A 26,795-nucleotide genomic window follows, 5' to 3' on the forward strand; every position below is an offset into this window, starting at 1 on the left:
CATTGGCAACATATGTTTACATATTCATATATTACTTTGGTGTTAATGGACAAAGGGCATCCACAATAAGTGTCGGCGTTTTTGTAAAGTCATCAAACCAGGCACATTCTTTAAAATCCTGATAATGATTCGTATAGAAAGTTTGTCCTGTTAATCTTTTATGACATGTTGCAATTGATCCGTCAGAGCTAGACTCTAGATTTTTTAATTTATCCTTGAGTTGATTTAGAGTTTCTTCTGATAGTAATTGATGTATCTGACTTAGTGGTACTCCTGGACCTTTTGGATTTAGGTGATTTACAAAGAGTTGCTTTTCATTTTGACGATTAAGAGGATAGTCTCTTAGCATCTGTTTTCGACAAACCTCAAAGCGATCGACGTAATCTGCTTCAGTAGCAAAGGCATCACTCATTAATCGTGCAAGTTCAATATTTTGATAAAAATTAAACCACTGTCTTCTTCCTGGTTCAGTAGGAAGTTTGGTATTTCGCTTTAAGAAATCATAGAAGTAATTCTGGAACTCATAATTATATCCCCAAGGTGTATACTCTAGGGCCATATATAATCCAGAATCAGAAGAGAGCATCGCCGACTTAATTTGAGTAATTAACTTTCTAAATTGTTCAATATCTCTTAAATTTTGAATTGGGATTGTTAATGGGTTCATACCTCGAAACTCAGCGTAGAGAGTTACAGCACGATTTGCCAGTTCACGATTAAGTTGTGCACGGACTTTTGGCTCTATCGTTGAATCAAAGAGACGAATATAAGTTTCAACAAGAGAGATAAAGCCTGCATCATTCCCATCTGCATCTCGATTAAAGACCAGTGTAAACCACGCACCTGCATACTTATCAAATGAGCTCACATAACCACTGGCACATAATTCTCCAAATGTGAAAAAATCACCTGCCTGAAGTAATGCACCATAGCGATCTTGTATCTTCACATAGTCAGTATCACGCTCTCTTGCAAAAGTTGTTTTGTGAACTGCTATTTGAAATGCACTTTGGGTTTGTTGGTTTTGTTTATTTAAAATATCGTCGACATGGCTATTATAAACATTATTATAATACTTACTAAAAAAAGGGTTAAAGATATTTGTACCCACAACTTTTTGTTTAAACTCTAATTGAATATTAGATTGTTGAGTACCGACAAACTTATCTAACTCAAAGCAGGTATTTGATCTTTTAAACAACTTTCTTGAAAACCCATCAAGAAGCTTCATGTGCCCTTCAATTTGAGTAACTCTTGGATCATCAATATAAAGGGATGAATGAAAATTCTCTTCATTGATTTTATTATCATGTAGTGGCAGGGCCCATGAATAGGCCCCACCAAAAATTAGAATAAATATTAAGATGTTATTTTTCATAATTATGCATCATCTGGAATAACAACTCTTGAAAGCTCTGGCATACAGTAACTATCAAGAAGTGGTGAAACTGGTACACTAGTCGTACGGGCATCTAAACAAGCTGGAATATTTCTATAATGTACTTGATCAATGCCTTGCTCATGAATTTGTTTAATACATGCCAATGCTCCTGTTTCAGGATCTGGTGTTGGTTCTGCTTGGCCATAATTAAATTGATAATTGGCCGCAAGATACTCTTCAACTTTTTCTTGAGAGAGAACTGAATCAAATGCAGCAAGAGAGATCTCAGAGTTTTGACTATTTGGTTTTGTTAAATCAGAAAAATAAGTATTTTCCGGCTCATAACCTCCATTAAAATCATCATCAACATTTAAATATTCATCTTCTAAAATACGACGACAATTACTGGCCTTAAAGTATTGATCAATTTGAGCGCGATCAATACGATCTAATTCACTAATAATTTCAGCATTAGCTTCTAAATTCTTCTTCTTTTCAAATAGAAGTTTACCTTCATCATCTTCAAGCTCTAACAGGTCTTGAAATTGTGTGTTCTCAATCCAAGGTGCAACTTCCATAGTTGTCACTCGACCTGCATTTGGATCCTGCATCGTTTTAACAACAGCTTGAACTGACTTTTTGAAACTATCAATATCTGTAGGAATAATATCAGCGATCTCACCTTTACCTAAACCATAGGCCCAAATATTGATTTCTAATCTTTTTGATTGTGTCTCTTCTCTAAATTCACTTGAAATTGTCGTATCAGATGAGCCACCAGAGAAGAATCCACGCATCTTAGCTTTAAGTTGTAATTCGAAGTTTACATCTCGCTCACTAGAAGTTGTGCGATAACGAAGTAAACCTAAGAAACTCGAATGACGACCAATCGATCGAACATAATAAGGGCCGCAAGAGTCAAAGAAACCGACAACATCACCTTTTGCCAATAAGCTTTTTGCACTTTCACTTAGCTGACTTTCTCCTTCTGAAAGAGAATGGTAATAGCTATCAACATCAATATCAGCAAAGATATAATGGTAATGATAAGTATTTTCTCCAGAAACTTCCGTAAAGAGATTAACGTTTGTTTTTAAGAATAAGAATTTAAAGGTATTCTTTGTTTCAAAAGATTTTGTATACTGACTTTCCCAGTCCTGTTCAATTTCTAAGTAACGATATTTTAAGTCATATGATGGTTGAGTTGTTTTCACTTGCCCCATACAAGTACTTTGATAAGTATTTGTTGCAATGGAATATCCTCTTCCCAAAACAGGGGAAATACCCAAGTCATTTAATCGATTATCTCGAATAACTCGCGATGAAGCAAAAACACTACTCGACAATATCGACAGTGTAACTGCCGCCCTCATTAAATTTTTCACATATCCTCCTATGATAATGTTTCAAACCCTCTAAATAAAATATGATTAATAAAAAGATATGTAGGTAAGTAAGTCAATTTAAGCTCTAGTAAATTCGAGCAAATAAAAACTAAAGGATGATCAAAATTACCGCTAACATTAACGACACCAAGAATATGAGATAATTTTAGAATGAAAAATATCTTACGTTTTGTTTCATTTATCTTAATTATCTCTTCTTCAACTAGCGTATTGGCCTATGGGAATATCTCAAAAGGAAATCTCACAATTGAGCCAATAGTCGGATACGAAAGAGTCCAGTCGATTCTTCCAACGCCTCATACATCAAATCGATTGTTTTACGGTGCTCGTGCTAATTGGGGGCCACAGTATTTGTCCCTAGAAGCAGAAGTTACTCAATCAAAAGAAGATGAGACTTATAATTCTGGTACCGTTGAAATGGCCGAGACATCAACGAATTACAAACTTGGTTTAAGAAGTGCATACAATATTGGCTCTTCACTACGCTGGTATTTACGTGCAGGAGCTAGTGCTCGTGAGAGTAAGTACGAAAGAACAGAGGCAGGAGTTACCACAACACAGGAGCCTGCGACATACGTTTCACCTTATGCAGGAAGTGGTCTAAGTATAAATATGCTTGGAGTATTCTCTCTTAATGCAGGTATTACAGCTGTTTTCACAAATCATCGCGAAATAGAAGAGCCTGAATATCAATCATCACTTGGGTTCTCAATTAGAATATAGAATAAAAAAAGGCCCTTACCGAAGTGTAAGGGCCTCTTTTCATGCTCGCAGCAAGAGCTACAAGCTGAGCAGAGCAACCGAGTGAAGCTCTACCATCTTTAATATACCATCAAAACATGTTCACCAGAGTTAAGATTTCCTAAATTTGCTCTATTGTTTAGACCATCAATTTTCTATAAAATATAAAGGCCAATCAATAGGAGGATTTGATGATCAAGTTACTAGTGCTAGTAAGTGCACTTTTTATGACTTCATGTGCGACAAAAGTTCATGGTTTAAGAAAAACAGCTGATTTCACATATAGTAATGTTGTGAACGGACGCCTTACTATTGGAGGCATTACTCACACAACAGAAAAATGGGATTATAAGAAGAAGATTAATCTGGCCAATCAATTTCGTACAGATGTTCAGGAACAAAGAAAAGACATCATCATCGATAGCACAAGCTATCTCGTTAAGCGCATGGGACGAGGTCTCTATAGAGAGATGCTTAGAGAAATCGAAGAGGATTCAACGTTATCTGAACAATCTCTAACTTTATTAAATCAAAACCTAACAGATCGCCGCTATATTGCCTTTGCTCGTATTGAAAATGACATCACAAGAAACTCACGTGAAACTGAAGATGTAACAGATACAGAAGGAAAAGCAACAGGAGACAAGAAACTTACGACAACAACAAATCGAGATATGGATATCAACTTCTTTGTCTATGATATAAGAAATAAGTATCTAGCTTGGAACGGATTGATAAAAAAGAGTGGAAGTAATTCTCTAGACTATCACATTGAAAAGAAAAATGGATTAGTTCAGTTTTTTGATTTAATTACAGGATCAAAACAAGGCAGTCTTGATAAGAAATACCCTTACCCTAAAAAACCTAGTGAAAGATATATCTTAAGTCGAGCTTTCTCAGGTTTTGCACAAAACTTGCCTGAAAAGGACTAGAGGAAAGAATGATGGAGATCAATATCAATAGCATCACAGAATTTCTAGGATGGTGTACACTAATTAATTTTGGTCTCCTCACCCTTTCGACTATCTCAATCGTATTATTTCGAAAATTTATTATAAGAACACACTCAACACTTTTTGGAATAAAAGAAAAGAAATTACCTAAAATATACTTCAAGTATCTTGCTAACTTTAAACTTGTTGTCATCCTATTAAATTTAACACCCTATATTGCCTTGAAGCTTATGCAATAAAGATTTTGCAAAGTTATTTCTCTCTGAATTTCTTAAGACAAGAAATAATGAGCAAGACAGCGCCAGCCTCATCTAGGTTTCCGATATAAGGGAGGTTATCAGGGATAATCTCTATCACACCGGCCGTTGGGTTTAGGATGTAGATCACACCTATGATGATTCCAATTAATGGGAGTATTTTCTTAGTAATTAACTTGTTCATAAAACCACGCTAGTTAGAATTAAATTATTTTTATTATACATAAGTGTCAAAAATACTCTAATCAAAATTCGTTGAATCCCTTATCTTATTTAGTTTATGTACCGAATAAAAGCCAAGAATCGAATAAAGCAACAATCTTAGGAGAATTATGAAAGCATTTTTAAAAAGTCTTAGCTTAAATGCAAAGATTTTACTCATGGCACTTATTCCATTTTTTATCTTCACCTCTATCTTTATCGCATACTCTTATGTTTCAACAAAGGATGCGCTACTTAAAGAAAAACGTCACCAAATTGAAGATGTAACCACAACGACAATGAAGTTTCTCGAGTCAATGAATGAGAAAGTTCAAAAAGGTGAATATTCAATTGATGAGGCCAAGAGTATTAGTAAACACTATATTTCCAGTATTCGCTACGGTCGTGATCACGATGATTATCTCTGGGTAAATGACCTGCATCCTAATATGATTATTCACCCTAGTAAGTCACTCCAAGGTAAGAGTGTCGCTGACTTTAAAGACAAAGCAGGAAAGCCATTATTTAACGATGTTGTTGCCCTTGTTAAGAAGCAAGATAAAGGTTTTATTAACTATATTTGGAATAGTAAGACTGATAAGAATAAATTTGTTGAAAAATATTCTTATGTTGAATTATTCAAGCCATGGGGATGGGTTTTAGGAACAGGTATTTATGTTGAAGACGTTAATAACTATATTTTTAGTGTCTTTCTAAAGCAGGCTTCGTTTGGGATTATTGGTTTATTAATCATTGCCGCAATCTTTACCTTTGTTTTAAAAACTGGAGTATCAACACCTCTTCTTTTAATGGCCAACAAACTAAAAGAAACTTCTCAATTTGTTGCCCGTGGCTCAACAACAACATTAAATACATCGACGCAACTTTCAGCTGCTACTAATGAACAAGCAGCATCTCTTCAGGAGACAGTTGCTTCTGTTGATGAAATCTCATCTATGATTCGAAGAAATACAGAGTTTGCAGAAGAGTCAAAAAAATCAGGAGAACTATCAGAAAGAGAAGTTCAAAATGGTAAGCAAACAATCGATGAAATGCTTATGGCCATCGAAAATATTTCTGAAAACAATACTGATGCAATGAAAAAGATGGAAAATAGTAACCACCAGATTCAAGAGATCCTAAACATTATTAAAGAGATTGAAACTAAAACTCAAATCATTAACGATATTGTCTTTCAAACAAAGCTACTTTCATTCAATGCTTCTGTAGAGGCGGCACGATCAGGTGAAAGTGGTAAAGGCTTTGCTGTTGTTGCAGAAGAAATTGGATCACTAGCTTCAATGTCTGGTAAAGCATCAGATGAAATTAAAGTTCTTATTGATGAGTCTATTAAAAACGTCGAAACAATCGTATCTCAAACAACTAATATGGTTCAAGATGTAATCAATAATAGTGGTAAAACAGTTGAGGCAGGACGTAAGAAAGCAAGTGAATGTAAAGACGTACTCGATAAAATCGTCTTCAACGTACAAAATGTGAATGGCAAGATTACAGAAATTGCTCACGCTTGTAGCGAACAAACTCAAGGTGTAAACGAAATCACAAATGCTATTCGCCTCATTGATGAAACAACACTACAAAATAACAACTCGGCACAAGAGGCATCAAAAGAAGCTTCAAATCTAAAAAACCAGGCCAATAATCTTGATCTTGTAGTTAAGTCAGTTATCGAACTTGTAAGCGGAAACAGAGCAGCATAATTTTTATATTCTAGAGGTGGGCCCAGTGCTCACCTCTCTTCACACCAATAATTAACGGGTTGTAAACATACAGAAACAACTGTTTTAATATTCAAACTTTTATTTGACACCGTCTACATTTATGCTAAGATAATTTCAGATTCAGATATTTATATCGGCTGGATGGAGTGTCCATTACTTAAAATTCATTTCTTCTTTCTTTTTATAGCAATTCTTTCTTATATACATTCTTTGAACAACCCTACACTCCTTCGGCCATATAAATCTGAATTCATATCTTTTTTGCGCTTATGAAGAAATCCACGTAAAATATTTTTATGGATAAGAAATTTGAAACTCTCTATTATTTTATGAATGAAAATGTCTCTGTCATTGAAACAAAGAGAACAGACCTTGGTGATGATGCAAAAAAAGAAGAACTCTATCAGTGGTTCTTTGTTTTTAATGAGGAACTTTCTTTAGAAAAACTTGAGTTTGAGTCTGCATTCGTCGACCAGGTCAATGGTAATGAGATCAATGTTCGTAAATTTAAAAATGCGGAGTTTCGATTTGATGATAGTTTTGGAAAGTTTCAAAACAAAGAAGGCGGACATATTATTATGAAAGTTCCAAATGCCGTTCTACCTCAACCTCTTGAAGATTTAATTTCAAAGAACCTATAGAAGTTTTTTCTCTCTTAAATAAAATCAAATAAGAACTAAAATAATTTTAGTTAATTATTTAAGGGAGAGATATGAAAGTTTTTTTACCATTATTTATTTTAGTTTTTCTAACATCTTGTGCAGCTAAATATGGAATTGTTGCTGGTGCACAGATGCCTAAGTATGAAGAAGATGTCACAATCATCGATTTATTTGGTGGCAGTGATACAGACCTTGAACCTTATACAACTGACGGGACAGGCTTTCACATTGGAATTTCAGAAGAGACAGACTGGCTTTTAACAAAAATATCTTATTATCAAAATACCTATAGTAATGAATCTTATAAATTAGAATCTAGTACAATTAAAACTGATCTAAAAGAAAGTGGTGTCATGGGAACGACTGGATTTAAGCTTTGGTGGTTTCAACCACTTTTTGGATTTAAGTATGTATCAAGGGAATATAGCAACCCTCAAGCTCCTTCAGATACAAACTATATTCTCTGGACACTTGGAATGGATATAGAAGTACCAATGAGTAAGCGTTTTTACGTCTATGGTGGATATCACTATAGTTCGGGATCAGATTTAGATATTACTCACGATACTGAATTTACTGTGAAAACGATGGTCTTAGGTCTTCGTTATAACTTTTCTGAATAAACTTTTCGCCAAATCTCTAAGAGCTTAATTGGAATTGGCTCTTTCAAAGGTGAAATATCAAACTTTTCAAAAAGATACTTATCAGCGAGATCTTCACTTTCTTCAAATTGAAGGTTTCGCTTTTCTTGAATATCTAAATCACTTTGACAATTTCCACCTTCGCTTTGTCCCGGCTCACATGGATTGAAAGCAATACAACCATAAGGCTTATGATCGACACCCAGGCCACATCCAAAACTTGGATAAAAATAAAAAGGACATGTATAAGACTTTCTAAAAAACTCTCCAGCTCCTATTTGGATATATTTATCCAGCCTGAATTCAGATATGCAGTCCTCTAATCGTCTTCTTGTTTCTTGATTAAGTAGACCTTTTTCTTCTAGAGCTGCCATGGCCTCAAGTGCTTCAATCGATGTCATTTGCATTGAATTCGCTTCGTATGTACAACAGCGTCCAGTACAGTTCATGCAATCAAGGCCTTTTTTCTCATTATCATACATTTGCTCAGATAAAAGAGCACGTCTTGTCTTAGCTTCTGCTAGGCCAACATCTGAATAGACATTTTTTAATAGTTCTTTAAAGTTCAAAGAATTCATCTTCTAATATCTGCTTCTTATTTTTTACGGACTGTACTTTTGTTTTCTCAAATGAAAGATTTGAATCTCGGTAATCATCTAACTCTTCAGGCGTGATTACTTTTACGACTTTCAATTTATTCAAGATTGAATTTACAATTTTATTAGCAAACTCTGTTAACTCTTTATCGCGAAAAGACTGAGAGTATACTTTGGGATTTGGAAGTAACATTGCTAGAAATGCAGCCTCTTTTGGATTTAGATCATCTGGTCGTTTTTTAAAGTAAAACCAGCTTGCCTCAGTGATACCGTAAAGTCCTTCTCCAAATTCAATGATATTTAAATAAGTTTCTAGGATCTTATCTTTTGTTAAACGATTCTCTAAATACATTGTCGAAAAGAGTTCAAATACTTTTCTTTGCAGGCTTCTTTCACTCTTTGTATAGAGATTCTTTATCAGCTGTTGTGAGATCGTACTTGCCCCTCTTAACTTCTCTCCATTTAAATGATCCTTGATGGCCATGTAAATTTGCCTTAGATCAACTCCTTGATGGTTATAGAAGGACCAATCCTCACTAACAATAAAAGCATAGTAAACATGCTTTGGTAAGGCCTTAAGACTTGCCCACTTGCGAGGTCTCTTGTGAACGATACGGTAATGAATTGACTCATTCCTATATTCATTTTTGACGTAGCTATTTGCCAGTTTATTAATATTTAAAACTGGTACTTGCGTAAAGAGGTAACCACTGAGAAGCCCTCCTACAAGGATGAATAGTAGAATCATTTTCTTAAGCATTAGACGCAATATAGCATGTTTTTACTTTACTTGAATAGTCCAGTATAGACATCTTCCCTACTGATCTCGTTCATATTATTAATAACTTAGCCTGCTAAATCGGCATTATTTACCGACATCGATAAAATCACCTTAATTAATTACGCATGCGCTCCACAACACCCGATTCGTTTATTGCTACACAGACAAACGGAGTTGACATGTTTACAAAATCATTAAAAATGATGACGGCATCTTGCTGCCTCATATTCGCCACCACACAAACATTTGCCCAAGAGGAAGCCTCTTTCCCTATTGGTAGAATAACTCAATTAAATGCTCTTTATACTTCACCTCAAGGTGACGGAAGCGCAAAAGAAGTTTCAATTGAAGGCTTTGGTGATTTTATAAATCCAAAACTTGAAGTTGAAAACTATAATGGAATCCTAATGTTTCGAGTAGAAAATGAAGCCTTTGAGCTCGATCTATCTTCCCTTCCAATTAGAGATGCCAATAAGATTGATCTTGATAATATTAATTATACAAATGGAAATGCTGACCTTTCACTGGGCCTAACAAATATTAATGCCACAGGTGAAGGGTTTAGAACGACACTCACAAACTCAAGAATTCAATGTCAAAAAAGAGAGCGCGAAGGAAGTGAATATGAACAACTTCTTCAAAACTGCTTCAACTATCTAACACTAAATGTGGATAAGGCCTATTTTAAAAGTGATGAAAGAAGTTTCTATAATGTAACAAATGAGTATGAAACACTTGGTGATGCTGTTGAAATCGATGGGATCAGTCTTAATATTCGAAATGGTAAATTTAATGGACACCTTAAAGGAAATATTTCTAAGGGTATAAAAGTTAAATTTGAGGGCCGCTCTTCATACGATTTAGATAATAAAATTATCAATATAAAAATTGAAAAGGCAAAGGCCGGATTCTTTAACGTTCGTCGTACAATCTTTAAAGAACTAGAGCGCTTCGAAAGCAATACTATCGAAGTTGATGAACCAAATATTTATATTATTCTACAAGACTAAAATATTCTGAGAGGATCTTAATTGATCCTCTCCATTAATTCTTCATTTGAATTCACAACAGTAATTAATTCATAATGCTCTTTTGAAACAAACCCTTCTGCTACAGAAAGTTCAATATGCTTAATTAAGTGATCAAAATAACCATTAACATTAACCAAGTAAATTGGCTTTTTGTGATATTGAAGCTGGGCCCAAGTTGTGATCTCAAATAGCTCATCAAGAGTTCCAAAGCCTCCTGGGTAAGTCACAAAGCAATCCGATAATTCATACATCTTCTCTTTACGTGTATGCATTGTTTCTACTTCAATAAACTCAGTTAAACCCTGATGTCCGACTTCCCAATCAATAAGAGACTTAGGCATTACACCTATAACGTGTCCATCTTTTGCAAGCATAGTATCAGCGATTTTTCCCATCACACCAATTGAGGCTCCACCGTAAACGAGGTAGTGTCCATTTCCGACAAGTTTTTCCCCCAGATCAGTTGCCTGCTCTAAGTATACTTCACTCTTTCCACTTGATGATCCACAAAATACACATACTCTCATTCTATTCTCCAACTTCTTTAATTAACTCTTCTAATGTGAGACTCTCGCTAGAGCTTTTATCTAAGTATAAGAAATACTCCTGATTTCCACTCTTTCGTCCTTTAATCACACAAGGCTTAAAACCTTTAATCTTAAGACCTATTGCCTCACATTGTATTTTCATTTCTTCAAGTGCACGAATGACGTATTCGCGTCCTTTAACAAGTCCCTTCTTACCAATGCCCTCTCGTCCCACTTCAAATTGTGGTTTAAAAAGAAGAATCATTTCAGCATTATCCTTACTGATAGCAACAAGGTTATTCCAAATTAAATTCAGTGAAATAAATGACAGATCAGCGACACATAGATCAACCTTCTCTTCTAGCCCATTTAATTCACGAATATTTGTTCCCTCTAAATTAACAACTCTTTCATCACTAATAAGAGATGGATCAAGTTGTCCATGCCCAACGTCTATAGCAAAGACTTTCCTTGCTCCAAGGCCAAGACAAAATTGAGTAAATCCGCCAGTACTTGCTCCCACATCCGCTACGACTTTATCTTTTACATCAACATTAAAATGCTCAAAAGCCCCTGCTAATTTATGAAAGCCACGCCCGACTTCTTTGACATCATCAATTATTTCGATTTCTTCATCAGCGACTTTATAAGATGCTTTGGTAATAATCTTTCCAGCAATACGAACCCTTCCGTTTGCAATAATTTGCTGTGCTTTTGATCTTGTGGAAACAAGTCCTAAGTCTGCTAATTTCTTATCGAGTCTTTCTAAATTTGAATCGGACATTAGTGAACAACTGGTTTTATCTTTATTTTCGTTTTTTGACCAAGTTCTGGCTCATTGAAGATAACACTACCTTCGTGGCCTAGCTTAAGATCAAGTTTAAAACTTTTTGAAAGTGTTTTAGAGAGTACTCTTCCCTCGATTTCAACAAGTGACCCTGGGCCATAAGTTGTTTCATCATCAATGAATGTACCTGAAAGTAAGAGATCAATTTTACTCTTCATAACAAATCGACTCATTTTATCTGGTTGTATATTTTCAACAAAATGAAGCTCACTCATAAGAATGGTTTGTCCCTCGAAGTCTTTTTCATGAGTCATTACCACTTCTACAAAGATTGTGGCATATGCACTTAAACTTAACAGAAGGCATAAAATGAGTTTTTTAATCATGGAATTCACCTGTGTAAATTAGCTTTGTTTGACCGCCAAGATAGATCATCTCCGCTGCTCTTTTGACAAATAGTATACCACCATTTGTTTGAAATTCTATTTCATCACTATGTTCATGGCCTTTATCCCAGAGCATACAAGCGGCCGCGACATTACCTGTACCGCAAGCAAAGGTCTCACCCTCAACACCTCTTTCATAAGTACGAATTCGGTACTCTCCATCATCTATTTTATGAATGAAGTTTGAGTTCACTCCCTCTGGAAAGTCTTTATCATAGCGAATACGCTTTCCTATTGTTTCGACGTCAACTTCTTGAGCGTCGTAGACCATAAATACGCAATGCTCAACACCTGTATTTACATACATTGAGTCAATGGCCTCTTCATATTTCCCAGAAATATCATAAAGGTCTTCATCTTTGATTGTGGCCATATGAACCCAAATTACATCTCCATCAAGTCCTGATGAATAAACACCGCTCTTAGTTGTAAATGTGAAATCAGAATTATGGGCATCAGTAACTCGACGGTAAAAATCCGTAATAGCTCGTGTGGCGTTTCCGCACATACTAACTTCCCCACCATCAGCATTAAGATAACGCATATGAAAGTCGTATTTATCAGAGTTCTCTAAGAAGACTACTCCGTCTGCACCGATTCCAAAGTTGCGCTGACAAAGCCTTTGCCACTTTTCTATATTGTGAACATCTTGCTTTCCATCACGGTTATCGATGACGATAAAGTCATTTCCATTAGAGCTGTATTTACTGAAATTTGTCATGAGAATATCATTTCATTATTTAATAAATTTGACTACTATCGCCAATTACACATCGCACCACCGCCGTGTATCAAAATTTTGTAGCCAGATTACCAATTCTTAGTTAAATTTATATTTCAAATTACCAACTTATGGGACATTAGCTCAGTTGGTTAGAGCCCCCGGCTCATAACCGGGTGGTCACAAGTTCAAGTCTTGTATGTCCCACCATAGAAAAACCTAGTCTTCGCACTAGGTTTTTTTTTGCCTGAAACCCAAATCTATTTCTTGAACGCAGGGACCACCCGAAGGGTTGTCACACGGTCGTGAAAAAACATGCCCGATGGCATGTTTTTACTGTGAATGTGCCATGTAAAAAGATGTATTTCGACTAGAGAGTTCACGACCGCAAGTCTTGTATGTCCCACCATAAAAAAAGCCTCGGCATCTGCCGGGGCTTTTTTTATTTGTGCGATATTCAAGATTTTCAAATTTTGATCATGGAACAAGTTGTTGAGGCGGCAAATGCCACGATGGCATTTGAAGCCGAGCATCACTGACGAGCGAACACGAAGTGAGCGAGAGAGTGCCCCTCGCATAGGTGAGTTCGCGACCGCAAGTCTTTACTTACTAAAAATAAAAAGGCCCCTAATTCGTAGAGGCCAATCTTTATTTAAAATATATTATACTTTAAACCACTAACAATTCGGATCGATATCCGCATCACAAATTCCACACATCTCTTTCTTTGCTTCGTAATTTGTGTCTTTACAATAGCCAGTGTAGTCACCGTGGGCCAGATGATCTTCAACAGCATCTTTACCAATAAAGATCTCTTTAGCATCTGAAGGATTTCCTGGAGGCACATGACAAACAAGGGCCTTATTATCTTTTTTAGGACATCTTAGTAGAGGTCTACCTTTTGAAAAAACTGATGATGAAACCAAAGTTAAGGCCAAGGCCAAAATTGTATATTTCATAATTTCCCCCAAATCTTTTCATCTATTATAACATAGGCTCGGCCAATTCTTACGTCCACTAGATATATTTAAGTGAATTAAGTTATTTAATTACAATAGCTTACGAGGTCACAAAATTAGTTAAGACTTTAATTACTAGAAAATGACGTGTTAGAATAAGTGAATATTAACAATGAAATTTAGGTAGTTATGATCAAGGATTCTTACGATTATATTATTGTAGGCTCAGGTTTTGGTGGCTCTGTCTCTGCACTTAGGCTTGCAGAAAAAGGCTATAGCGTTCTCGTTATTGAAAAGGGAAAGGATTATGGTGATACTTCAAAATTTCCTAAGACAAATTGGAATCTACCTAAATGGATGTGGCTACCTCAGTTGAAGTTTTTTGGTATTCAGCAACTTACTTTCTTTAGACATGTATCGGTCTTAAGTGGTGTTGGTGTTGGAGGTGGATCTCTTGTTTATGCAAATACACTTCCTAAACCGAAGTCCCAATTCTTTGAGCATGGACCTTGGAAGAATTTAAATAATTGGGAAGAAGAGTTGTCCCCTTATTATGATCTTGCATGGAAGATGCTTGGAGCAGAGAAAACAAAACATCATGGTGATGCTGACTTTACATTAAAACAACTAGCAAAAGAAATTGGAAGAGAAGATCACTTTGATGCAACAAAGGTATCTGTCTATTTTGGCGAGAAAGGAAAGGAAGGTATTGAAGTTGATGATCCCTACTTTGATGGTAAAGGACCAACTCGCTCCGGATGTATAGCCTGTGGTGCTTGTATGACTGGTTGTCGCTACAATGCCAAGAATACTTTAGATAAGAATTATCTCTATCTTGCACGTAAACTTGGGGTAGATATTCTTGCTGAGAATAAAGTAATTGATGTCATACCTTTAGATGGTGAATCGGGCCGTACTGGTTATTCTATAACGGTTAAGGAATCAACAAAGTACTTTGGTAAAACAAGGACTTTTAAAAGTAAGGGAGTTATATTCAGTGCTGGTGTTCTTGGGACAATTAACTTACTACTTGATTTGAAAAAGAAGTCTCTTCCTAAATTATCTCCTGCACTTGGAGATACCATTAGAACAAACAACGAAGCACTTATCTTAAATACAACTTATAAGCGAAATATCGATATGACTAAAGGAGTTGCAATTGGTTCGATAATAGATATCGACGAGCACTCTCACCTTGAACCGACACGCTATGGAAAAGGTTCTGGCTTCTGGCGTGTCTTAATGGTTCCAATGATCTCTGAGCCAAACTTCATTTTAAGAATGTTAAAGCTCATTATCGAGCCTCTAAAGAATCCTATTAAGTGGCTTCGCATCTTAACAGTAAAAGACTTTGCAAAGCAGACTAATATTCACCTTTTTATGCAGCACTTAGATAGTACTTTAAAATTTCGAAAAGGATTTTTCGGATTAAAAACACTTCTTTCAGAAGGAGAAGCTCCTACCGCCTTTATTAAGACTGCACATGAAATGGCCAAGAAGTATTGTAAGATCATTGATGGAAAACCAATGGTGATGTTTACTGAAACACTAACAGGTATTCCTTCAACCGCTCATATTTTAGGTGGAGCCTGTATGGGAGAAAGTGAGAAGGAAGGAGTCATTGATAAGGACAATAAAGTTTTCAATTATGAGAATATGTATGTCTTTGATGGCTCAATGATCTCTGCAAATCCAGGAGTGAATCCATCATTATCAATTACGGCCATAACTGAATATGGCATGAGTAAAATTGCTGAAAAAGATAAATAATAATTGATGAAAAAAGATGAGCCAAGTAACTAGAAATACAGATAAAATCTAAAAACTAAATATAAACCACTGAATTAATTAAGTTTATAAACAAATACTCCGAAAAAGTAAGCATGAAGAAATTCCACGTATTTCTCATTGCTTCTTGGGTAATTGCAGTATCGGCTGTGATCACAATACTGCATTCGTGGCATTATGCAGACCTTGGCCCAGAAAAAAATAAGCAAGTTGAATTCAAGAATCTCTTACCAAAAATTAAAGAAGGTCATGGTGTAGCACACTTTATTACGCCGGCCTGTAGTTGCTCTCAGCAAGTTTATAAACACTTATTAAGTAGAAAGCCGTTAGAAAATGAATTAGCAATTATTATCGATGATAATGAGCTCGAGTTTGAAAAGAACTTAAAGGCCAAGGGATATAAGGTTCAATTAATTGAAACTAAGAAACTTGATGCTGAAAAAGCAGATATGATTAAGGGAGTTCCCCTTCTCGTTATATACGATAATAACTTGGAAACACAATATGTTGGTGGTTACTCAGATAAATCCATTACACCATTTACAAAAATTAATATTCAAAGCTTTTTAAATAATATTGATAAAAAACGAAAAATAGCATCGATGCCAGTTATAGGATGTGCAGTTAGCAAGAAGTATCAAAAGCTACTGGATCCACTGGGATTGAAGTATCAGGAGTAGAAAGTGAGTGTTTACGAATCAAATTTAAGTAAAGTTTTAAAGTATACAAATATCGCTATCTTTGCACATATTCCAATTTTTATGGTTATGGCCTGGTTCTTTGATACACAATACAGTATTGCGATACTTGGCCCAATTCTATTAGGTGCTGGACAATTAGGTGTGCAATACCTATTAAAGAATACAAAAGTAGCTGCGATCTTAATGGGCTTCACTTATATTGCACTATCTGGTGTTATGATCCATCTTGGTAAAGGTATGATTGAATGGCACTTTCATATATTTGTTGCCATTGGAATTTTAAGTGTTTTAGCAACTCCATTAACAATCGTTGCTGCAGCACTAACAGCAGCTGTACACCATGTTGCTTTTTACTTTCTTCTACCTAGTAGTATTTTTAACTATGAAGCAAGTTTAGGGATTGTGGCAATTCATGCGGCATTTGTAGTTGTTGAAGCAATTGCATGTACATTTCTAGCATATCGATTCAACAAAGTGCTTGAGCTTCAAGAACAAATTAATAATGAGATTAGACCACTAGTAAGTAGTATTGATAGCGCTTCAAAAGTTTCAAGTCAGTCTTGTCATCAACTACTTGGTAACTCGCAAAATAACTCTTCGGCCATTACTCAAATTTCAGCAACAGCAACACAAATTTCACAAATGGTTGAGAGTACAAAAAATCAGATTGAACGAGTCATCTCGATAATGAATGAATCAAAAACATCAATGGGTGAAAGTTCACAAGCAATTGGTGAAGGTGAACGATTTATTAATTCATTAACATCTCTAGTGGAAAATATGAAAGATCTGCAAGAGACCTCTTCAACACAACTTAATTCAGTTGTTGAATCCGTAAATACAATTAGTGAGAAAACGACATTAATTAATGATATCGTTTTCCAAACAAAGCTCTTATCATTTAACGCTTCAGTAGAGGCGGCTAGAGCTGGTGAGCACGGGAAAGGATTTTCTGTCGTAGCTGAAGAAATTGGAAAACTCGCTTCAACTTCAGGAGCAGCAGCTGTTGAAATCAATGATATTGTAAACACAAGTAAAGAGCAGTTAAATAACTCCGTGGAGTCAGTTGCACAAAAGCTTACAAGCTTTCAACAAGAAATTACTGATTCATTTGAATTTTGGCAGGATATAAATAAGAAGCTTACTTCATCATTTTATGAAGTGGAAAAGAACTCAACAGAGCAAGAAGTATCTTTGAAAGAAATCTCATCTGCTGCTGACCAGCAAGATATTGGTATTAAGGAGCTTTCAGAAGCACTACATAATATCAACGAATCAAGTAGTGAGTCACTGGTTCAAATTAAAACCGTAGCTGACATTACAGACAAGCTTGAAGATGAATCAAAGAAGTTGAATCATATTCAAAGTAAAATCATGAAGGTTGCATAATCTCTAACATTAAAAATCTAATATATCGCCATGGTAAATGATTAAATCATTTACCATGCCATGTAACTGAATAGAGATCGTGTCTTCGATCTTTTAAATTCTTAACAGCACCATTTTGACGGGCCTCAAGTAATGTATCAATACGTAAGTCTGCGATAGCAACCATTTCTACGTTTGGTGTTGTATCAGCAGCGATCCCATCACGAGCGAAAGGAAAATCACAAGGTGTTAGAATACAACTTTGGGCATATTGAATATCAACGTTGTTAACACGTGGAAGGTTTCCAACATTTCCGGCCATTGCAACATAAATTTGATTTTCAATAGCACGTGCCTGACAACAGAATTTCACTCGACAATAGGCTTGGCGATTATCTGTTAAGAATGGAACAAAGAGAATATTAATCCCTTGGTTAGCAAGATGCCTTGTTAGCTCTGGGAATTCACTATCATAACAAATTAGAACTCCGATAGGGCCACAATCAGTGTCAATTACTTTTACTTCATCTCCCCCTTCAATATTCCACCAATATTGCTCATCAGGAGTTGGATGTATTTTTGCTTGCTCATGAATTTGTCCATCGCGAAGGCAGATATAACTTATATTATGAACTCTATCCCCTACTTTAGTTGGGTGAGATCCTGCAATAATATTCACATTATACTTAACGGCCAGACGTTGGAATAAAGATTTCACGTCTTCTGTGTATGCAGTCATATGCTCAATAGCAACGTCTGCAGTTACTTCTTCGTTCTTAATTGAAAGAAGCTGCATTGTGAAAAGCTCTGGAAATAAAACAAAGTCTGCACGATAATCAGCAGTAACATCAACATAATATTCAACAAGGTCTTCAAATTCTTTAAAGCTTTTAATACCACGTTGCTGATATTGGACACTAACAATTCTTACAGAGTTTTGTTTAATCGGACGATCTGCTTTACTGTCCCGTGCTTCATACTCTGAATTTCTCCAAATTAAATGTACTCCATAACCCATGGACTCTTTATCATCTGGTAGATACTTCTCTAATACACCAAGAACCTCAAATCCGTTACGTAATTGAAAGCCAAGAGTCGTATCTCGTATCTTCTTATCTTTAACTTGGTTGATGTAGTCTTCAACACTTTCGACTTGTTTAATTTTCTTTTTAAGATTTGGGATACGTCCGGCAAATACAATTCCTTTTAATCGCTCGTACTTAACCAGTCTCTTTCTTGCATTATATAAGCGCTGTCCTATTCGTTGACCTCTAATATCTGGATCAACACAAGTTTCATATCCATAAAGAATATCTCCTTCTTCATCGTGAGTTGATCCATAGCCTCGGCCAGTTATACTTGCCCAAGTATGCTTTGCAGTGGCCTTCTTTTCTGAAATGAGAATACTTGCACTATAGCCCACAATCTTTCCATTGAGGGTAGCGACAAAATTACCTTCAGGATAATTAGTAATCTGTCCTCTAATCATCCCTTTTGTATATGAGTCTTGAAATCCAGTATAAGATCGCTCAACTAGATCAAAAATTCCGTCAATATCACTAAGTTGAGATAGTCTTACCTCAAGCTTTACTTGTTTTGCCTTTTTGGCCATAAAATCATCCTTGATTCATTCTTTATGCTTACTATTTTAGCAGTAAATTCACTGTGGACAAGACGAAGTTAACTGACCGAAATCTTAAGAAGAAATAAAGCTTTTTTACGATTCTGTACCGTGTTACAATAATTCTATGGCCGAAGCTCGTGATGAATTCACTATAATTACTACCTTTAACTGCAACTGGGATTGCTCGTATTGCATCATAGACACTCATGAGCGCAATAAGAAGAATCCAATCAGCAAGGAGATGCTCCTTGAGAAGATTTATAATGTAACAGAAGGTGCTACAGTTAGCCTCAGTGGAGGTGAGCCAGGTTTAATTGATCCAAAAACGATGGAAAAAGTCTTTGAGCATCTTGTGAAGCTTAATTGTACAATTGATGTTTTCACAAATGGGCTCTTCATTAAAAGATATGGTGATAAATACTTACAATATATTGATGAAGTTCTTTATCATTGTGTGGAAACCCTAGACCAGGAAATAGAATTTCCCGATATGGACGAAGAGCAAGTCACTTATGTCATCATCGTTACAAATGATAATCACCATATGGTTGATGACTTCTTAGATAAATACCCTCATATTTCATTCAAATTGGCCTGTAATATGAAACACGGTCAAACTCTTAATCGTGGGGATGCTTTTAAGCTCTTCATGAGAAATAAGAAGCGAATTAGTGAAGACAGCTTTGAAACACTCTTTCGTTATCACTGCGATTGCAATCTCGTTTAAACATTAAAGCTAAATAAAAAAAGGGAGTCCATGACTCCCTTTTATATTATCTATTTGTCTTAATTTTATTCTAAAGGCGCTAAAGGTAGTGCGCATACATCTTCATATTTATATGCATCTTCACCTTCACACAGGGCCTTCATAAGAAGGTTAACTCTAAACTTAAGCTCTTGGTTCTCTGCTCTAAGCTCTTTAATTGCAGCAGTATTTATAGCAGGCATTTTTGTGTATTGAACATTTAACATACCTGTCTCTTCATCTCTTTCCACAACTTCTGGAAAAACCTTCTCTATGTCTTGTGCAATATAACCAATATCTCTTCTTTCGTTGCTTCGCCAAACAAATTCAACACCTCTTATATGATCAAGTTTAGATAATACATCATCGATTTCCACAATCTCTTTCTTCAAACGTTCATCAGATGTGAAGTTTAAGTAAGAATTATCATAGAGAGTCATTACTCGAGTTGTTACTGGAGCACCTGGATCACCAAGATAAATATTTCCATAAACGCGTAAATGAGATGTCTGACCTGACTGCCCAACATAGACGTTAGCTGTACCATAAGGATTTAGAAATAAGTTTGCTGCTCCCCCTACACCATTAAATGCTTGAACAGCGTTTTCATCTGCACCAAGAAAGGCTGTTCCAGTTCCTCTTCGAACTTTAAGTGAAGGTCTACCAACACCAGTTGATGTAATATTTTGAGAACCTGGTCCACCAACTTCAACATTACTGTATGGCCCTAGCTTTAATGTTAAACCACTAAGATTAGACGAAGGTTGAATTGTGTCATCAGTAAATCCCATGAAATTTGTACCTCGATAAATTCTCATCGGTACATTAGATGTATTATGAGCTCCAAATGGATTAGTATTACGACCACCGATATGAATAGGTCCGTATGGATTTATATTCAACAATGGATTTACCATTGCTTGAGGATCAGTTCCAGCTCCTGTTGTCGCTTGTATTGTATCATCATCAATTACAATAGCACTATTTCCACCATTATGAATTCTAAGTGGGACGTTAGCACTATTATTTAAAGAAATCTGGCTAGCATCATTACTACCAACTTGAGCAGAGTAATCAAGAGCAACTCCAACTGTACCTGCAACACGAGACTTGAGCTCCACTTGTGTACAATCTCCGTTTGCATCAATTTCACCACCTAGAGCATCACATACAGCATCTGAAAATTGATTTTGTGAACCATAACAAGATACAACAGCACCTGTAGCGGCATTAACAACGAAGCTAACAGGAAAGTCACGAGCAATATCCGTCGCTCCAACTGAGCTCTTCTTTACATTAGCAAGGTTAGCTCCAACACGACCTTTTTGAAAACGTACTCTAATACTTGCATCAACCTTTGTTACATTTACTCCATTTTGCATATAAACTGGACCAGGACCTGTAATTGTTGTCGCTGTCATCTCTTCAATATGTACAATACCGTCTGTTCCACCGAGTTCCTGATCAAGTTGATAGACAACATCAAAATCTGCTGGATTTGGCCCATCAGAGCGATTAATTTGATTAAAGCTAAAGCTACTTCCACTGGCCGTTCCACCAAAAGACTCACCTGAAAATGTTTTTTCACATGAATCCTGGTCAGCAAGAATTCCTGACATTCTTTGAATTTCTTGTTGTATGTTAAAAACTTGTGAAGCTCTTTTAGAAGTACGATTAATATTTCCAATCATGTTAACTAGAGCAACTGAAAGAACACCAATGAGCCCCGCGGCAACCATTACTTCCACGAGGGTAAAACCAAACTCATTATTTCGTTTTTTGTAATTCATTTGAGACACCTTTAAATATGCATTATATTATAATTATAAGTGTATTTAAATTTTAATGCATTATTATTAACTAAATAATTTTACCAATAGTTTAATATTGTGCAAGTGGCTGAAAATATGGATAAAAAAAAGATCATTATAACGGGAGGACTTGGCTTTCTAGGTAGCGCAATTGCCAAGAATTTCTTTCACAAATACGATGTCGTCATCATTGATAAAGTTGAACAAACTGACAGTAAGGTAAACAGGTTAACAGAGTATTCTGATCATTTTTTCTACAGGAAAATGGACCTTGCCGAGATGAGTACTTCTGACATCGAGTGGCTAGAAGACGAATTAACCAGTACACACCTCTTCTTTCATTTTGCTGCTGCAGTGGGAGTTAAAAGCATAGATAAAGATCCAAAAGCATCAATCATTAAGGAGTACCAAGTAAATATGGCACTTCTTCCTATGCTAGCAAAGAACAAGACAAGAACTATCTTTGCCTCGACCTCAGAAGTTTATGGAAATAAAGAAGACTGTAAAGAAGATCAAGAATTATCGATTGGGACACCTGATATTTTAAGATGGGGTTATGCTTGCAATAAGCTTATGACTGAGTTTCTCATTAGAAGTTATGATGTTCCTCACACTATTATCAGATTGTTTAATGTTACAGGAAAAAACCAATCAGCAAGTCAAGGAATGGTTCTTCCTAAGATGATACAAGACGCCAAAGAAAAAAATAGAATCTATGTTTATAACCAAGGTAAACAGACTCGTGCATTTTGTCATGTTGATGATTTTGTAAACTCTATTGACTCAATTGTTCATAGTGACTTATTTCATAATCAAATCGTTAATATTGGTAATGATGAGAATAAAATATCTATTTTAGAACTAGCATATAAAGTAAAAGAACTTATCTCACCAAATGCAGAAATTGAGTTGAAAGATTATCATGAAGAATACTCTAATGAGTCTGAAGATATATTTAAAAGATCTCCGGATACAACTAAGCTTAAACAGGTTTACACACCTAGTATTGGAATTGATGAGATCATTTTGAGCTTTAAAGATGAATAAGAATTCGAATAAACCAATTATTATGATTCATGAAGTCTCCGACTGGATGCTAGAGATTGATTTGTCAAAATACATTATTACTTTTGACGATGGATTGTACTCACAATACAAAAATCTTGATCACTTTTTAAGCTTTGACACCGAAAAGTACTTCTTTATTTCCACAAATATCGTTAGTCCAAAGAATGAGAGACAGGAGAAAGAAGTTATTCCATGTCATATCGCACATCAGAATTTTTTTAACAATGGAGACACCTCTGCTTACATGAATTGGGAACAAATTCGTACGATCGACAAAAGTGCTAATTGCTTCATTGGCGGTCACTCCCATAGTCATCGTGACCTAAGAGGTGACATAAAATTAAAAGAACTACACGACCACTTAACCCAAGACACAGAATTAATGCTTAAAAGGTTTAAAGTAGAAGGAATAAAGATTAATAGTTTTTGTTTTCCTTATAATTATGAAGCCCCATTATATAAAGAAATATTGAAGCAGAACGACATCAATCATTTCTTTGGCAATGAAAGAATAGCGATCGAAGACATAAGAAGGGAGCATCAGAAGTCGTGAGATACAATAATGAAGAGATCATATCAATTGGAGGTAATGCCTTTCTCAATATAAATTGGGAGATGGTATCACACTGCCAATTTGACTGTTCTTATTGTTATTATAAACCTTTTCAAAGCGATACAAATTACACCACTCTTGGCAAGATTGTCCTAACAAAACTTAAGCAAATCAAAGATGATTTTATTATAAACCTAATTGGAGGAGAGCCATCACTTCATCCAGACTTCATTCAAATTATTAATGAGCTTATAGAAATAGAAAACCTTAAAGAAATTAGAATTGTCACAAACTTTGTAAAGCCATTTGAGTTTTGGAATAAGATTAAAAAGTCATCAAAAGTAAAAATAACAGCAAGTTATCATCCAGAGTACCCAAATAAAGACTTCACTAAAAAACTGTCTCAACTTACTTCAATTTATCGAACTGACACTGCTTTTCTAATAACAAACGAAAAATCACATCTCAAACGATCAAAAGAAGTTTTCCAAGACCTTTATGAACTTTCAAAGTCGTCAAAACATACAATCAATCCAATTCGCCTACATAGTAAAGAAGGTAGTAACACTAGTTACCAAGAATACGAAAAAGATATTGAGGCCTTCATCACCTCTTGTGAATCAGAAGTCGAAAAACTAGATAATCAAGAAACAGCAACTATTACAACAACAGCAAAAACATTAGATATTTCAAAGCCAAAATTCATGGCCAACAACTTTCATGCCCTCAAAGGATGGAAGTGTGATGTTAATGCTTTTATTATTCAATATGATGGAATGGTCTCCTATGCTTGCAAGGGTATAAAGAAACATATCCTTACTTGTAACTTTAAAACGTCAGCAATTATTTGCCCTTTTAAATATTGTGAATGTGATGACTACTGGGATTTCAAAAAGGTAAAAGCATGAAAAACAACATCCTTATTATCGTTGCTCATGCTGATGACGAAGTACTGGGCTGTGGCGGAACTATCGCAAAACACAAAAGAGCAGGTGATCATGTCGACTTAATTATTTTAACTAATAGTGCTGCTTCACAAGAAGGAAGGTCTATTGAGAATCGTTTAAGAGAACTAGAGTTATCTTGTAAAATTTTAAAAATAGATACATTCAAAATGCTTAATTTTGAAGACAACCAGTTAGATAAATACCCACTACTTGAAATAATTAAAGAGACACAAAAGATCCTTGGTAAAACGTCTTACAATCTAGTTTATACTCACTCTATCAATGATTTAAATATAGACCACAGAATAACAAATCAGGTTACATTAACTCTTTTTAGACCGTTACCTAACACTAAAACACCTAATATTCTCACCTTTGATATTCCTTCAAGTGTCGAATACCAATCTCCAAACCAGTTAAAGATTGAAAAAAACTATTATTCACTCTTATCCAAAGAAGATTTAGACTTGAAACTAAAGGCCCTCGAAGCCTATAAAAGTGAGTCTAACGACTTTCCTCATCCTCGCTCGAGTGAGTATCTAGAAATACAAGCAAAGCATGAAGGATCGAGGTGTGGAAATGAACTTGCGGAGTCATTCTATATAGAGAGAATGATTAGCACGAATAAAAACGATTAATTAGAACTGACACATATATAATTTCATCATCTTTCAAACTTTCATAAAATGGTAAGCTCAATGTTGTATCACAATATGATCGAGCACCTTTATACGAATTGCCATCGGCCCAGTAACGATGGAGATGTAAAGGTTTAAAATGAATTGAAGTCTGAACACCATGATCAGATAAAAACTTTCGTAAATCATCTCTCCTTTTAACATTAATTGTAAATAAAGAAGGTACGACCTTATCTTCTAGCTCTCTTACTTGTATATATTCTTCATCTAGCTGGTCTAGATATTGCTCATATATCTGTCGTCTTTTCTCTCTCTTATATTCAAAAACTTTTACCTGGTCATTCAGAATAACGGCAACAATATCTGTCATATTTGATTTACGGCCTAGATACTCAATATCATATGAACCAGATTTATCTTTTGCGATTCCATGTAGGCGATATTTTTTTGCTTTATCAACATAAGAAGAATCATTAAAAATTGCCGCACCACCATCCGGTGTTGAAAATATTTTATTAGGGTAGAAGCTAAAAAAAGTAGCATCGACATTGGAATCGAAACACGAAGGATAACTAAGTTGTGCAAAATCTTCGATAATTTTAAAATTATATTTCTTCTTTAATTCTATAAGTGACTTTCTATCATAAAGAAAACCAGCAATAGAAACAGGTATCACCGCGTCTACTTCTAACTCAGATAAAATTTGTGAGAGATGATTAATGTCTATCATTCCTGTCACTGCATCAACATCACAAAAAATCACGTTATGGCCAAGTCTTTTTGGTACTTCAGCGGTTGTGGTAAATGTGTTTACAGGTACAACTATTTTTGCACCTTTTTTAGCGAAGAGAACATCAAGAATGATCTCTAGTGCAGAAGTTCCACTATTTGTGCAAACACAATTAGGAAGGTCTAATGTTCTTATTAATAAATCTTCAACTGCTACGACTTTAGGACCGCCAGTCCAATTTCCCGAAAGAAGAACCTCTCTGACTTGATCTCCTAATTGGTCTCCGATATATGGCCGAAAAAATGGTATTTTCATTTATATAAGTAAATCTCCTGGGCCTCACTAATTGGATACTCCCTGGCCAATATATTTTTCACATTAAACAAGGGGTTTCTACTTTTCTCTAAATAATACAAGTTATTTAAATTATAATCGCAAATATAAACAAAGACCGGTCTACGCTTTTGAATTTCAACATACTTTAAATCAACTATCTTGATATCACCGCTATATACATTTTTATAAATCTTTGAATAGAGCTGATTATAAAAAGGAAAGAGAACCTTCCTATCATTACCCCATAATTCTTTTGTAAGTGAGACAATTCGCTTTCCATCACTTTCTTTCAAATCATCCATTTTAAACCAGCCATCTTCTTCGGAGTAATACTCGAAAACTAAGAAGTGTTCTGATTCTTCTAACAAAGTTGGCAAGATCGTTTGTTTATTCATAACCTTTCGGTATTTCTTTAGCAATTCATCGAAAGTAAAGTCTAGCTTACGATCAATATCTGGCGATTCAGTAACAAGATATTTCAATGCGGGTTTATAAAGGTATTTTTTATTTCCAACACGAATATAGTAGAAAATCTTACTCTTTCCAAAACCTGAACCTAAAGGGACATCGATACCAAAGTCTTCAAATATTTTATCCTTGGCCTCATAGAGAAATTGTATTTTCTTATCTCTTAAGATCTTTTCAACATCCATA

Annotated in this window: 29 protein-coding genes and 1 tRNA gene; 16 read left to right on the forward strand and 14 right to left on the reverse strand. The window is 35.3% G+C overall.

Annotated elements, in window-relative coordinates; all coding sequences use genetic code 11:
* Positions 1–31: 31 nt before the first annotated feature.
* Both BALOs_RS13650 and BALOs_RS13655 read right to left on the reverse strand, forming a co-directional pair.
* Positions 32–1,378: a hypothetical protein gene (locus tag BALOs_RS13650; protein WP_120405501.1), complete on the reverse strand. Its 1,347-nt coding sequence runs from the start codon at positions 1,376–1,378 to the stop codon at positions 32–34.
* 2 nt (positions 1,379–1,380) lie between these two features.
* Positions 1,381–2,766, reverse strand: a complete 1,386-nt coding sequence (locus tag BALOs_RS13655; RefSeq protein WP_162929706.1) for a hypothetical protein — start codon at positions 2,764–2,766, stop codon at positions 1,381–1,383.
* A 171-nt stretch (positions 2,767–2,937) separates the two neighbouring features.
* Between BALOs_RS13655 and BALOs_RS13660 the strand changes: the two genes are divergently transcribed.
* The 3 genes from BALOs_RS13660 to BALOs_RS15580 all read left to right on the forward strand — a co-directional run bounded on the left by BALOs_RS13660 (position 2,938) and on the right by BALOs_RS15580 (position 4,720).
* Positions 2,938–3,510: an outer membrane beta-barrel protein gene (locus tag BALOs_RS13660; protein WP_120405503.1), complete on the forward strand. Its 573-nt coding sequence runs from the start codon at positions 2,938–2,940 to the stop codon at positions 3,508–3,510.
* A 209-nt stretch (positions 3,511–3,719) separates the two neighbouring features.
* Positions 3,720–4,460, forward strand: a complete 741-nt coding sequence (locus BALOs_RS13665; RefSeq protein WP_114705738.1) for a hypothetical protein — start codon at positions 3,720–3,722, stop codon at positions 4,458–4,460.
* 11 nt (positions 4,461–4,471) lie between these two features.
* A complete protein-coding gene (locus BALOs_RS15580; protein ID WP_114705739.1) occupies positions 4,472–4,720 on the forward strand; it encodes a DUF6868 family protein in 249 nt (82 codons plus the stop codon).
* Positions 4,721–4,733: 13 nt separating this feature from the next.
* Here the strand turns inward: BALOs_RS15580 and BALOs_RS13675 are convergent, their stop codons facing one another.
* Positions 4,734–4,922, reverse strand: coding sequence for a DUF1232 domain-containing protein (locus BALOs_RS13675; protein WP_120405504.1), 189 nt, complete (start codon positions 4,920–4,922; stop codon positions 4,734–4,736).
* 148 nt (positions 4,923–5,070) lie between these two features.
* Here BALOs_RS13675 and BALOs_RS13680 point away from each other — a divergent pair, with 148 nt between their 5' ends.
* From BALOs_RS13680 to BALOs_RS13690, 3 genes are all read left to right on the forward strand, one after another.
* On the forward strand, positions 5,071–6,660 hold the full coding sequence (locus BALOs_RS13680; RefSeq protein ID WP_114705741.1) for a methyl-accepting chemotaxis protein: 1,590 nt from the start codon (positions 5,071–5,073) through the stop codon (positions 6,658–6,660).
* Between the two features lie 317 nt (positions 6,661–6,977).
* Positions 6,978–7,322, forward strand: coding sequence for a hypothetical protein (locus tag BALOs_RS13685; RefSeq protein ID WP_120405505.1), 345 nt, complete (start codon positions 6,978–6,980; stop codon positions 7,320–7,322).
* A 71-nt stretch (positions 7,323–7,393) separates the two neighbouring features.
* A complete protein-coding gene (locus tag BALOs_RS13690; RefSeq protein ID WP_114705743.1) occupies positions 7,394–7,966 on the forward strand; it encodes a hypothetical protein in 573 nt (190 codons plus the stop codon).
* On the opposite strand, the gene BALOs_RS13695 is transcribed toward BALOs_RS13690, so the two are convergent.
* Positions 7,948–8,553: a hypothetical protein gene (locus tag BALOs_RS13695; protein ID WP_133296872.1), complete on the reverse strand. Its 606-nt coding sequence runs from the start codon at positions 8,551–8,553 to the stop codon at positions 7,948–7,950. The two genes, BALOs_RS13690 and BALOs_RS13695, sit on opposite strands and share 19 nt — an antisense overlap.
* Positions 8,543–9,340 (reverse strand): biosynthetic peptidoglycan transglycosylase, encoded by a 798-nt coding sequence (locus tag BALOs_RS13700; RefSeq protein ID WP_114705745.1) that lies wholly within the window; start codon positions 9,338–9,340, stop codon positions 8,543–8,545. The genes BALOs_RS13695 and BALOs_RS13700 overlap by 11 nt, the downstream gene beginning before the upstream one ends.
* A 200-nt stretch (positions 9,341–9,540) precedes the next feature.
* On the opposite strand from BALOs_RS13700, the gene BALOs_RS13705 reads away from it, so the two are divergent.
* Positions 9,541–10,371, forward strand: a complete 831-nt coding sequence (locus BALOs_RS13705) for a hypothetical protein (RefSeq protein WP_120405506.1) — start codon at positions 9,541–9,543, stop codon at positions 10,369–10,371.
* Positions 10,372–10,388: 17 nt separating this feature from the next.
* On the opposite strand, the gene BALOs_RS13710 is transcribed toward BALOs_RS13705, so the two are convergent.
* Genes BALOs_RS13710 through dapF form a run of 4 tightly spaced genes read right to left on the reverse strand, consistent with a single transcriptional unit; the run spans position 10,389 to position 12,873 of the window.
* Positions 10,389–10,919: a TIGR00730 family Rossman fold protein gene (locus BALOs_RS13710; RefSeq protein ID WP_114705747.1), complete on the reverse strand. Its 531-nt coding sequence runs from the start codon at positions 10,917–10,919 to the stop codon at positions 10,389–10,391.
* A gap of 1 nt (position 10,920) precedes the next feature.
* Positions 10,921–11,703 carry a TlyA family RNA methyltransferase gene (locus tag BALOs_RS13715; protein WP_120405507.1) on the reverse strand — a complete coding sequence of 261 codons (783 nt, stop codon included), beginning with the start codon at positions 11,701–11,703 and terminating at the stop codon, positions 10,921–10,923.
* Positions 11,703–12,092 carry a hypothetical protein gene (locus tag BALOs_RS13720; protein WP_114705749.1) on the reverse strand — a complete coding sequence of 130 codons (390 nt, stop codon included), beginning with the start codon at positions 12,090–12,092 and terminating at the stop codon, positions 11,703–11,705. Before BALOs_RS13720 ends, BALOs_RS13715 begins: the two co-directional genes overlap by 1 nt.
* Positions 12,085–12,873 carry a diaminopimelate epimerase gene (dapF, locus tag BALOs_RS13725; RefSeq protein WP_120405508.1) on the reverse strand — a complete coding sequence of 263 codons (789 nt, stop codon included), beginning with the start codon at positions 12,871–12,873 and terminating at the stop codon, positions 12,085–12,087. Before dapF ends, BALOs_RS13720 begins: the two co-directional genes overlap by 8 nt.
* A 133-nt stretch (positions 12,874–13,006) precedes the next feature.
* Between dapF and BALOs_RS13730 the strand changes: the two genes are divergently transcribed.
* Positions 13,007–13,083, forward strand: a tRNA-Ile gene (locus BALOs_RS13730).
* Positions 13,084–13,550: 467 nt separating this feature from the next.
* On the opposite strand, the gene BALOs_RS13740 is transcribed toward BALOs_RS13730, so the two are convergent.
* Complete coding sequence (locus BALOs_RS13740; protein WP_120405510.1) at positions 13,551–13,832, reverse strand: hypothetical protein; 282 nt, start codon at positions 13,830–13,832, stop codon at positions 13,551–13,553.
* 189 nt (positions 13,833–14,021) lie between these two features.
* Here BALOs_RS13740 and BALOs_RS13745 point away from each other — a divergent pair, with 189 nt between their 5' ends.
* The 3 genes from BALOs_RS13745 to BALOs_RS13755 all read left to right on the forward strand — a co-directional run bounded on the left by BALOs_RS13745 (position 14,022) and on the right by BALOs_RS13755 (position 17,710).
* Positions 14,022–15,602, forward strand: coding sequence for a GMC oxidoreductase (locus BALOs_RS13745; protein WP_120405511.1), 1,581 nt, complete (start codon positions 14,022–14,024; stop codon positions 15,600–15,602).
* Positions 15,603–15,715: 113 nt separating this feature from the next.
* A complete protein-coding gene (locus tag BALOs_RS13750) occupies positions 15,716–16,300 on the forward strand; it encodes a hypothetical protein (protein ID WP_120405512.1) in 585 nt (194 codons plus the stop codon).
* A 3-nt stretch (positions 16,301–16,303) separates the two neighbouring features.
* Positions 16,304–17,710 carry a methyl-accepting chemotaxis protein gene (locus tag BALOs_RS13755; protein ID WP_120405513.1) on the forward strand — a complete coding sequence of 469 codons (1,407 nt, stop codon included), beginning with the start codon at positions 16,304–16,306 and terminating at the stop codon, positions 17,708–17,710.
* Between the two features lie 46 nt (positions 17,711–17,756).
* Here BALOs_RS13755 and BALOs_RS13760 read toward each other — a convergent pair whose 3' ends face one another.
* Positions 17,757–19,301 (reverse strand): carbon-nitrogen hydrolase family protein, encoded by a 1,545-nt coding sequence (locus BALOs_RS13760; RefSeq protein ID WP_120405514.1) that lies wholly within the window; start codon positions 19,299–19,301, stop codon positions 17,757–17,759.
* 136 nt (positions 19,302–19,437) lie between these two features.
* Here BALOs_RS13760 and BALOs_RS13765 point away from each other — a divergent pair, with 136 nt between their 5' ends.
* Positions 19,438–20,040, forward strand: coding sequence for a radical SAM protein (locus BALOs_RS13765; protein ID WP_114705757.1), 603 nt, complete (start codon positions 19,438–19,440; stop codon positions 20,038–20,040).
* Between the two features lie 65 nt (positions 20,041–20,105).
* On the opposite strand, the gene BALOs_RS13770 is transcribed toward BALOs_RS13765, so the two are convergent.
* Positions 20,106–21,848 carry a tail fiber domain-containing protein gene (locus BALOs_RS13770; protein WP_120405515.1) on the reverse strand — a complete coding sequence of 581 codons (1,743 nt, stop codon included), beginning with the start codon at positions 21,846–21,848 and terminating at the stop codon, positions 20,106–20,108.
* A 117-nt stretch (positions 21,849–21,965) separates the two neighbouring features.
* On the opposite strand from BALOs_RS13770, the gene BALOs_RS13775 reads away from it, so the two are divergent.
* The 4 genes from BALOs_RS13775 to BALOs_RS13790 are packed head-to-tail and all read left to right on the forward strand — an operon-like array spanning position 21,966 to position 25,075.
* A complete protein-coding gene (locus BALOs_RS13775; protein ID WP_120405516.1) occupies positions 21,966–22,916 on the forward strand; it encodes an NAD(P)-dependent oxidoreductase in 951 nt (316 codons plus the stop codon).
* Positions 22,909–23,490 (forward strand): polysaccharide deacetylase family protein, encoded by a 582-nt coding sequence (locus BALOs_RS13780; protein WP_120405517.1) that lies wholly within the window; start codon positions 22,909–22,911, stop codon positions 23,488–23,490. Before BALOs_RS13775 ends, BALOs_RS13780 begins: the two co-directional genes overlap by 8 nt.
* The gene (locus tag BALOs_RS13785; protein WP_120405518.1) at positions 23,487–24,398 is read left to right on the forward strand and encodes a radical SAM protein; all 912 of its coding nucleotides are present in this window, start codon (positions 23,487–23,489) and stop codon (positions 24,396–24,398) included. The genes BALOs_RS13780 and BALOs_RS13785 overlap by 4 nt, the downstream gene beginning before the upstream one ends.
* A complete protein-coding gene (locus BALOs_RS13790) occupies positions 24,395–25,075 on the forward strand; it encodes a PIG-L deacetylase family protein (protein ID WP_120405519.1) in 681 nt (226 codons plus the stop codon). Before BALOs_RS13785 ends, BALOs_RS13790 begins: the two co-directional genes overlap by 4 nt.
* Here the strand turns inward: BALOs_RS13790 and BALOs_RS13795 are convergent.
* Together BALOs_RS13795 and BALOs_RS13800 are read right to left on the reverse strand one after the other, a co-directional pair.
* On the reverse strand, positions 25,053–26,120 hold the full coding sequence (locus BALOs_RS13795) for a DegT/DnrJ/EryC1/StrS aminotransferase family protein (RefSeq protein ID WP_120405520.1): 1,068 nt from the start codon (positions 26,118–26,120) through the stop codon (positions 25,053–25,055). The two genes, BALOs_RS13790 and BALOs_RS13795, sit on opposite strands and share 23 nt — an antisense overlap.
* The gene (locus tag BALOs_RS13800; protein WP_120405521.1) at positions 26,117–26,794 is read right to left on the reverse strand and encodes a hypothetical protein; all 678 of its coding nucleotides are present in this window, start codon (positions 26,792–26,794) and stop codon (positions 26,117–26,119) included. Before BALOs_RS13800 ends, BALOs_RS13795 begins: the two co-directional genes overlap by 4 nt.
* Position 26,795: the final 1 nt, after the last annotated feature.

It is taken from the genome of Halobacteriovorax sp. BALOs_7 (genome assembly GCF_003612895.1).
Lineage (GTDB): Bacteria > Bdellovibrionota > Bacteriovoracia > Bacteriovoracales > Bacteriovoracaceae > Halobacteriovorax_A > Halobacteriovorax_A vibrionivorans.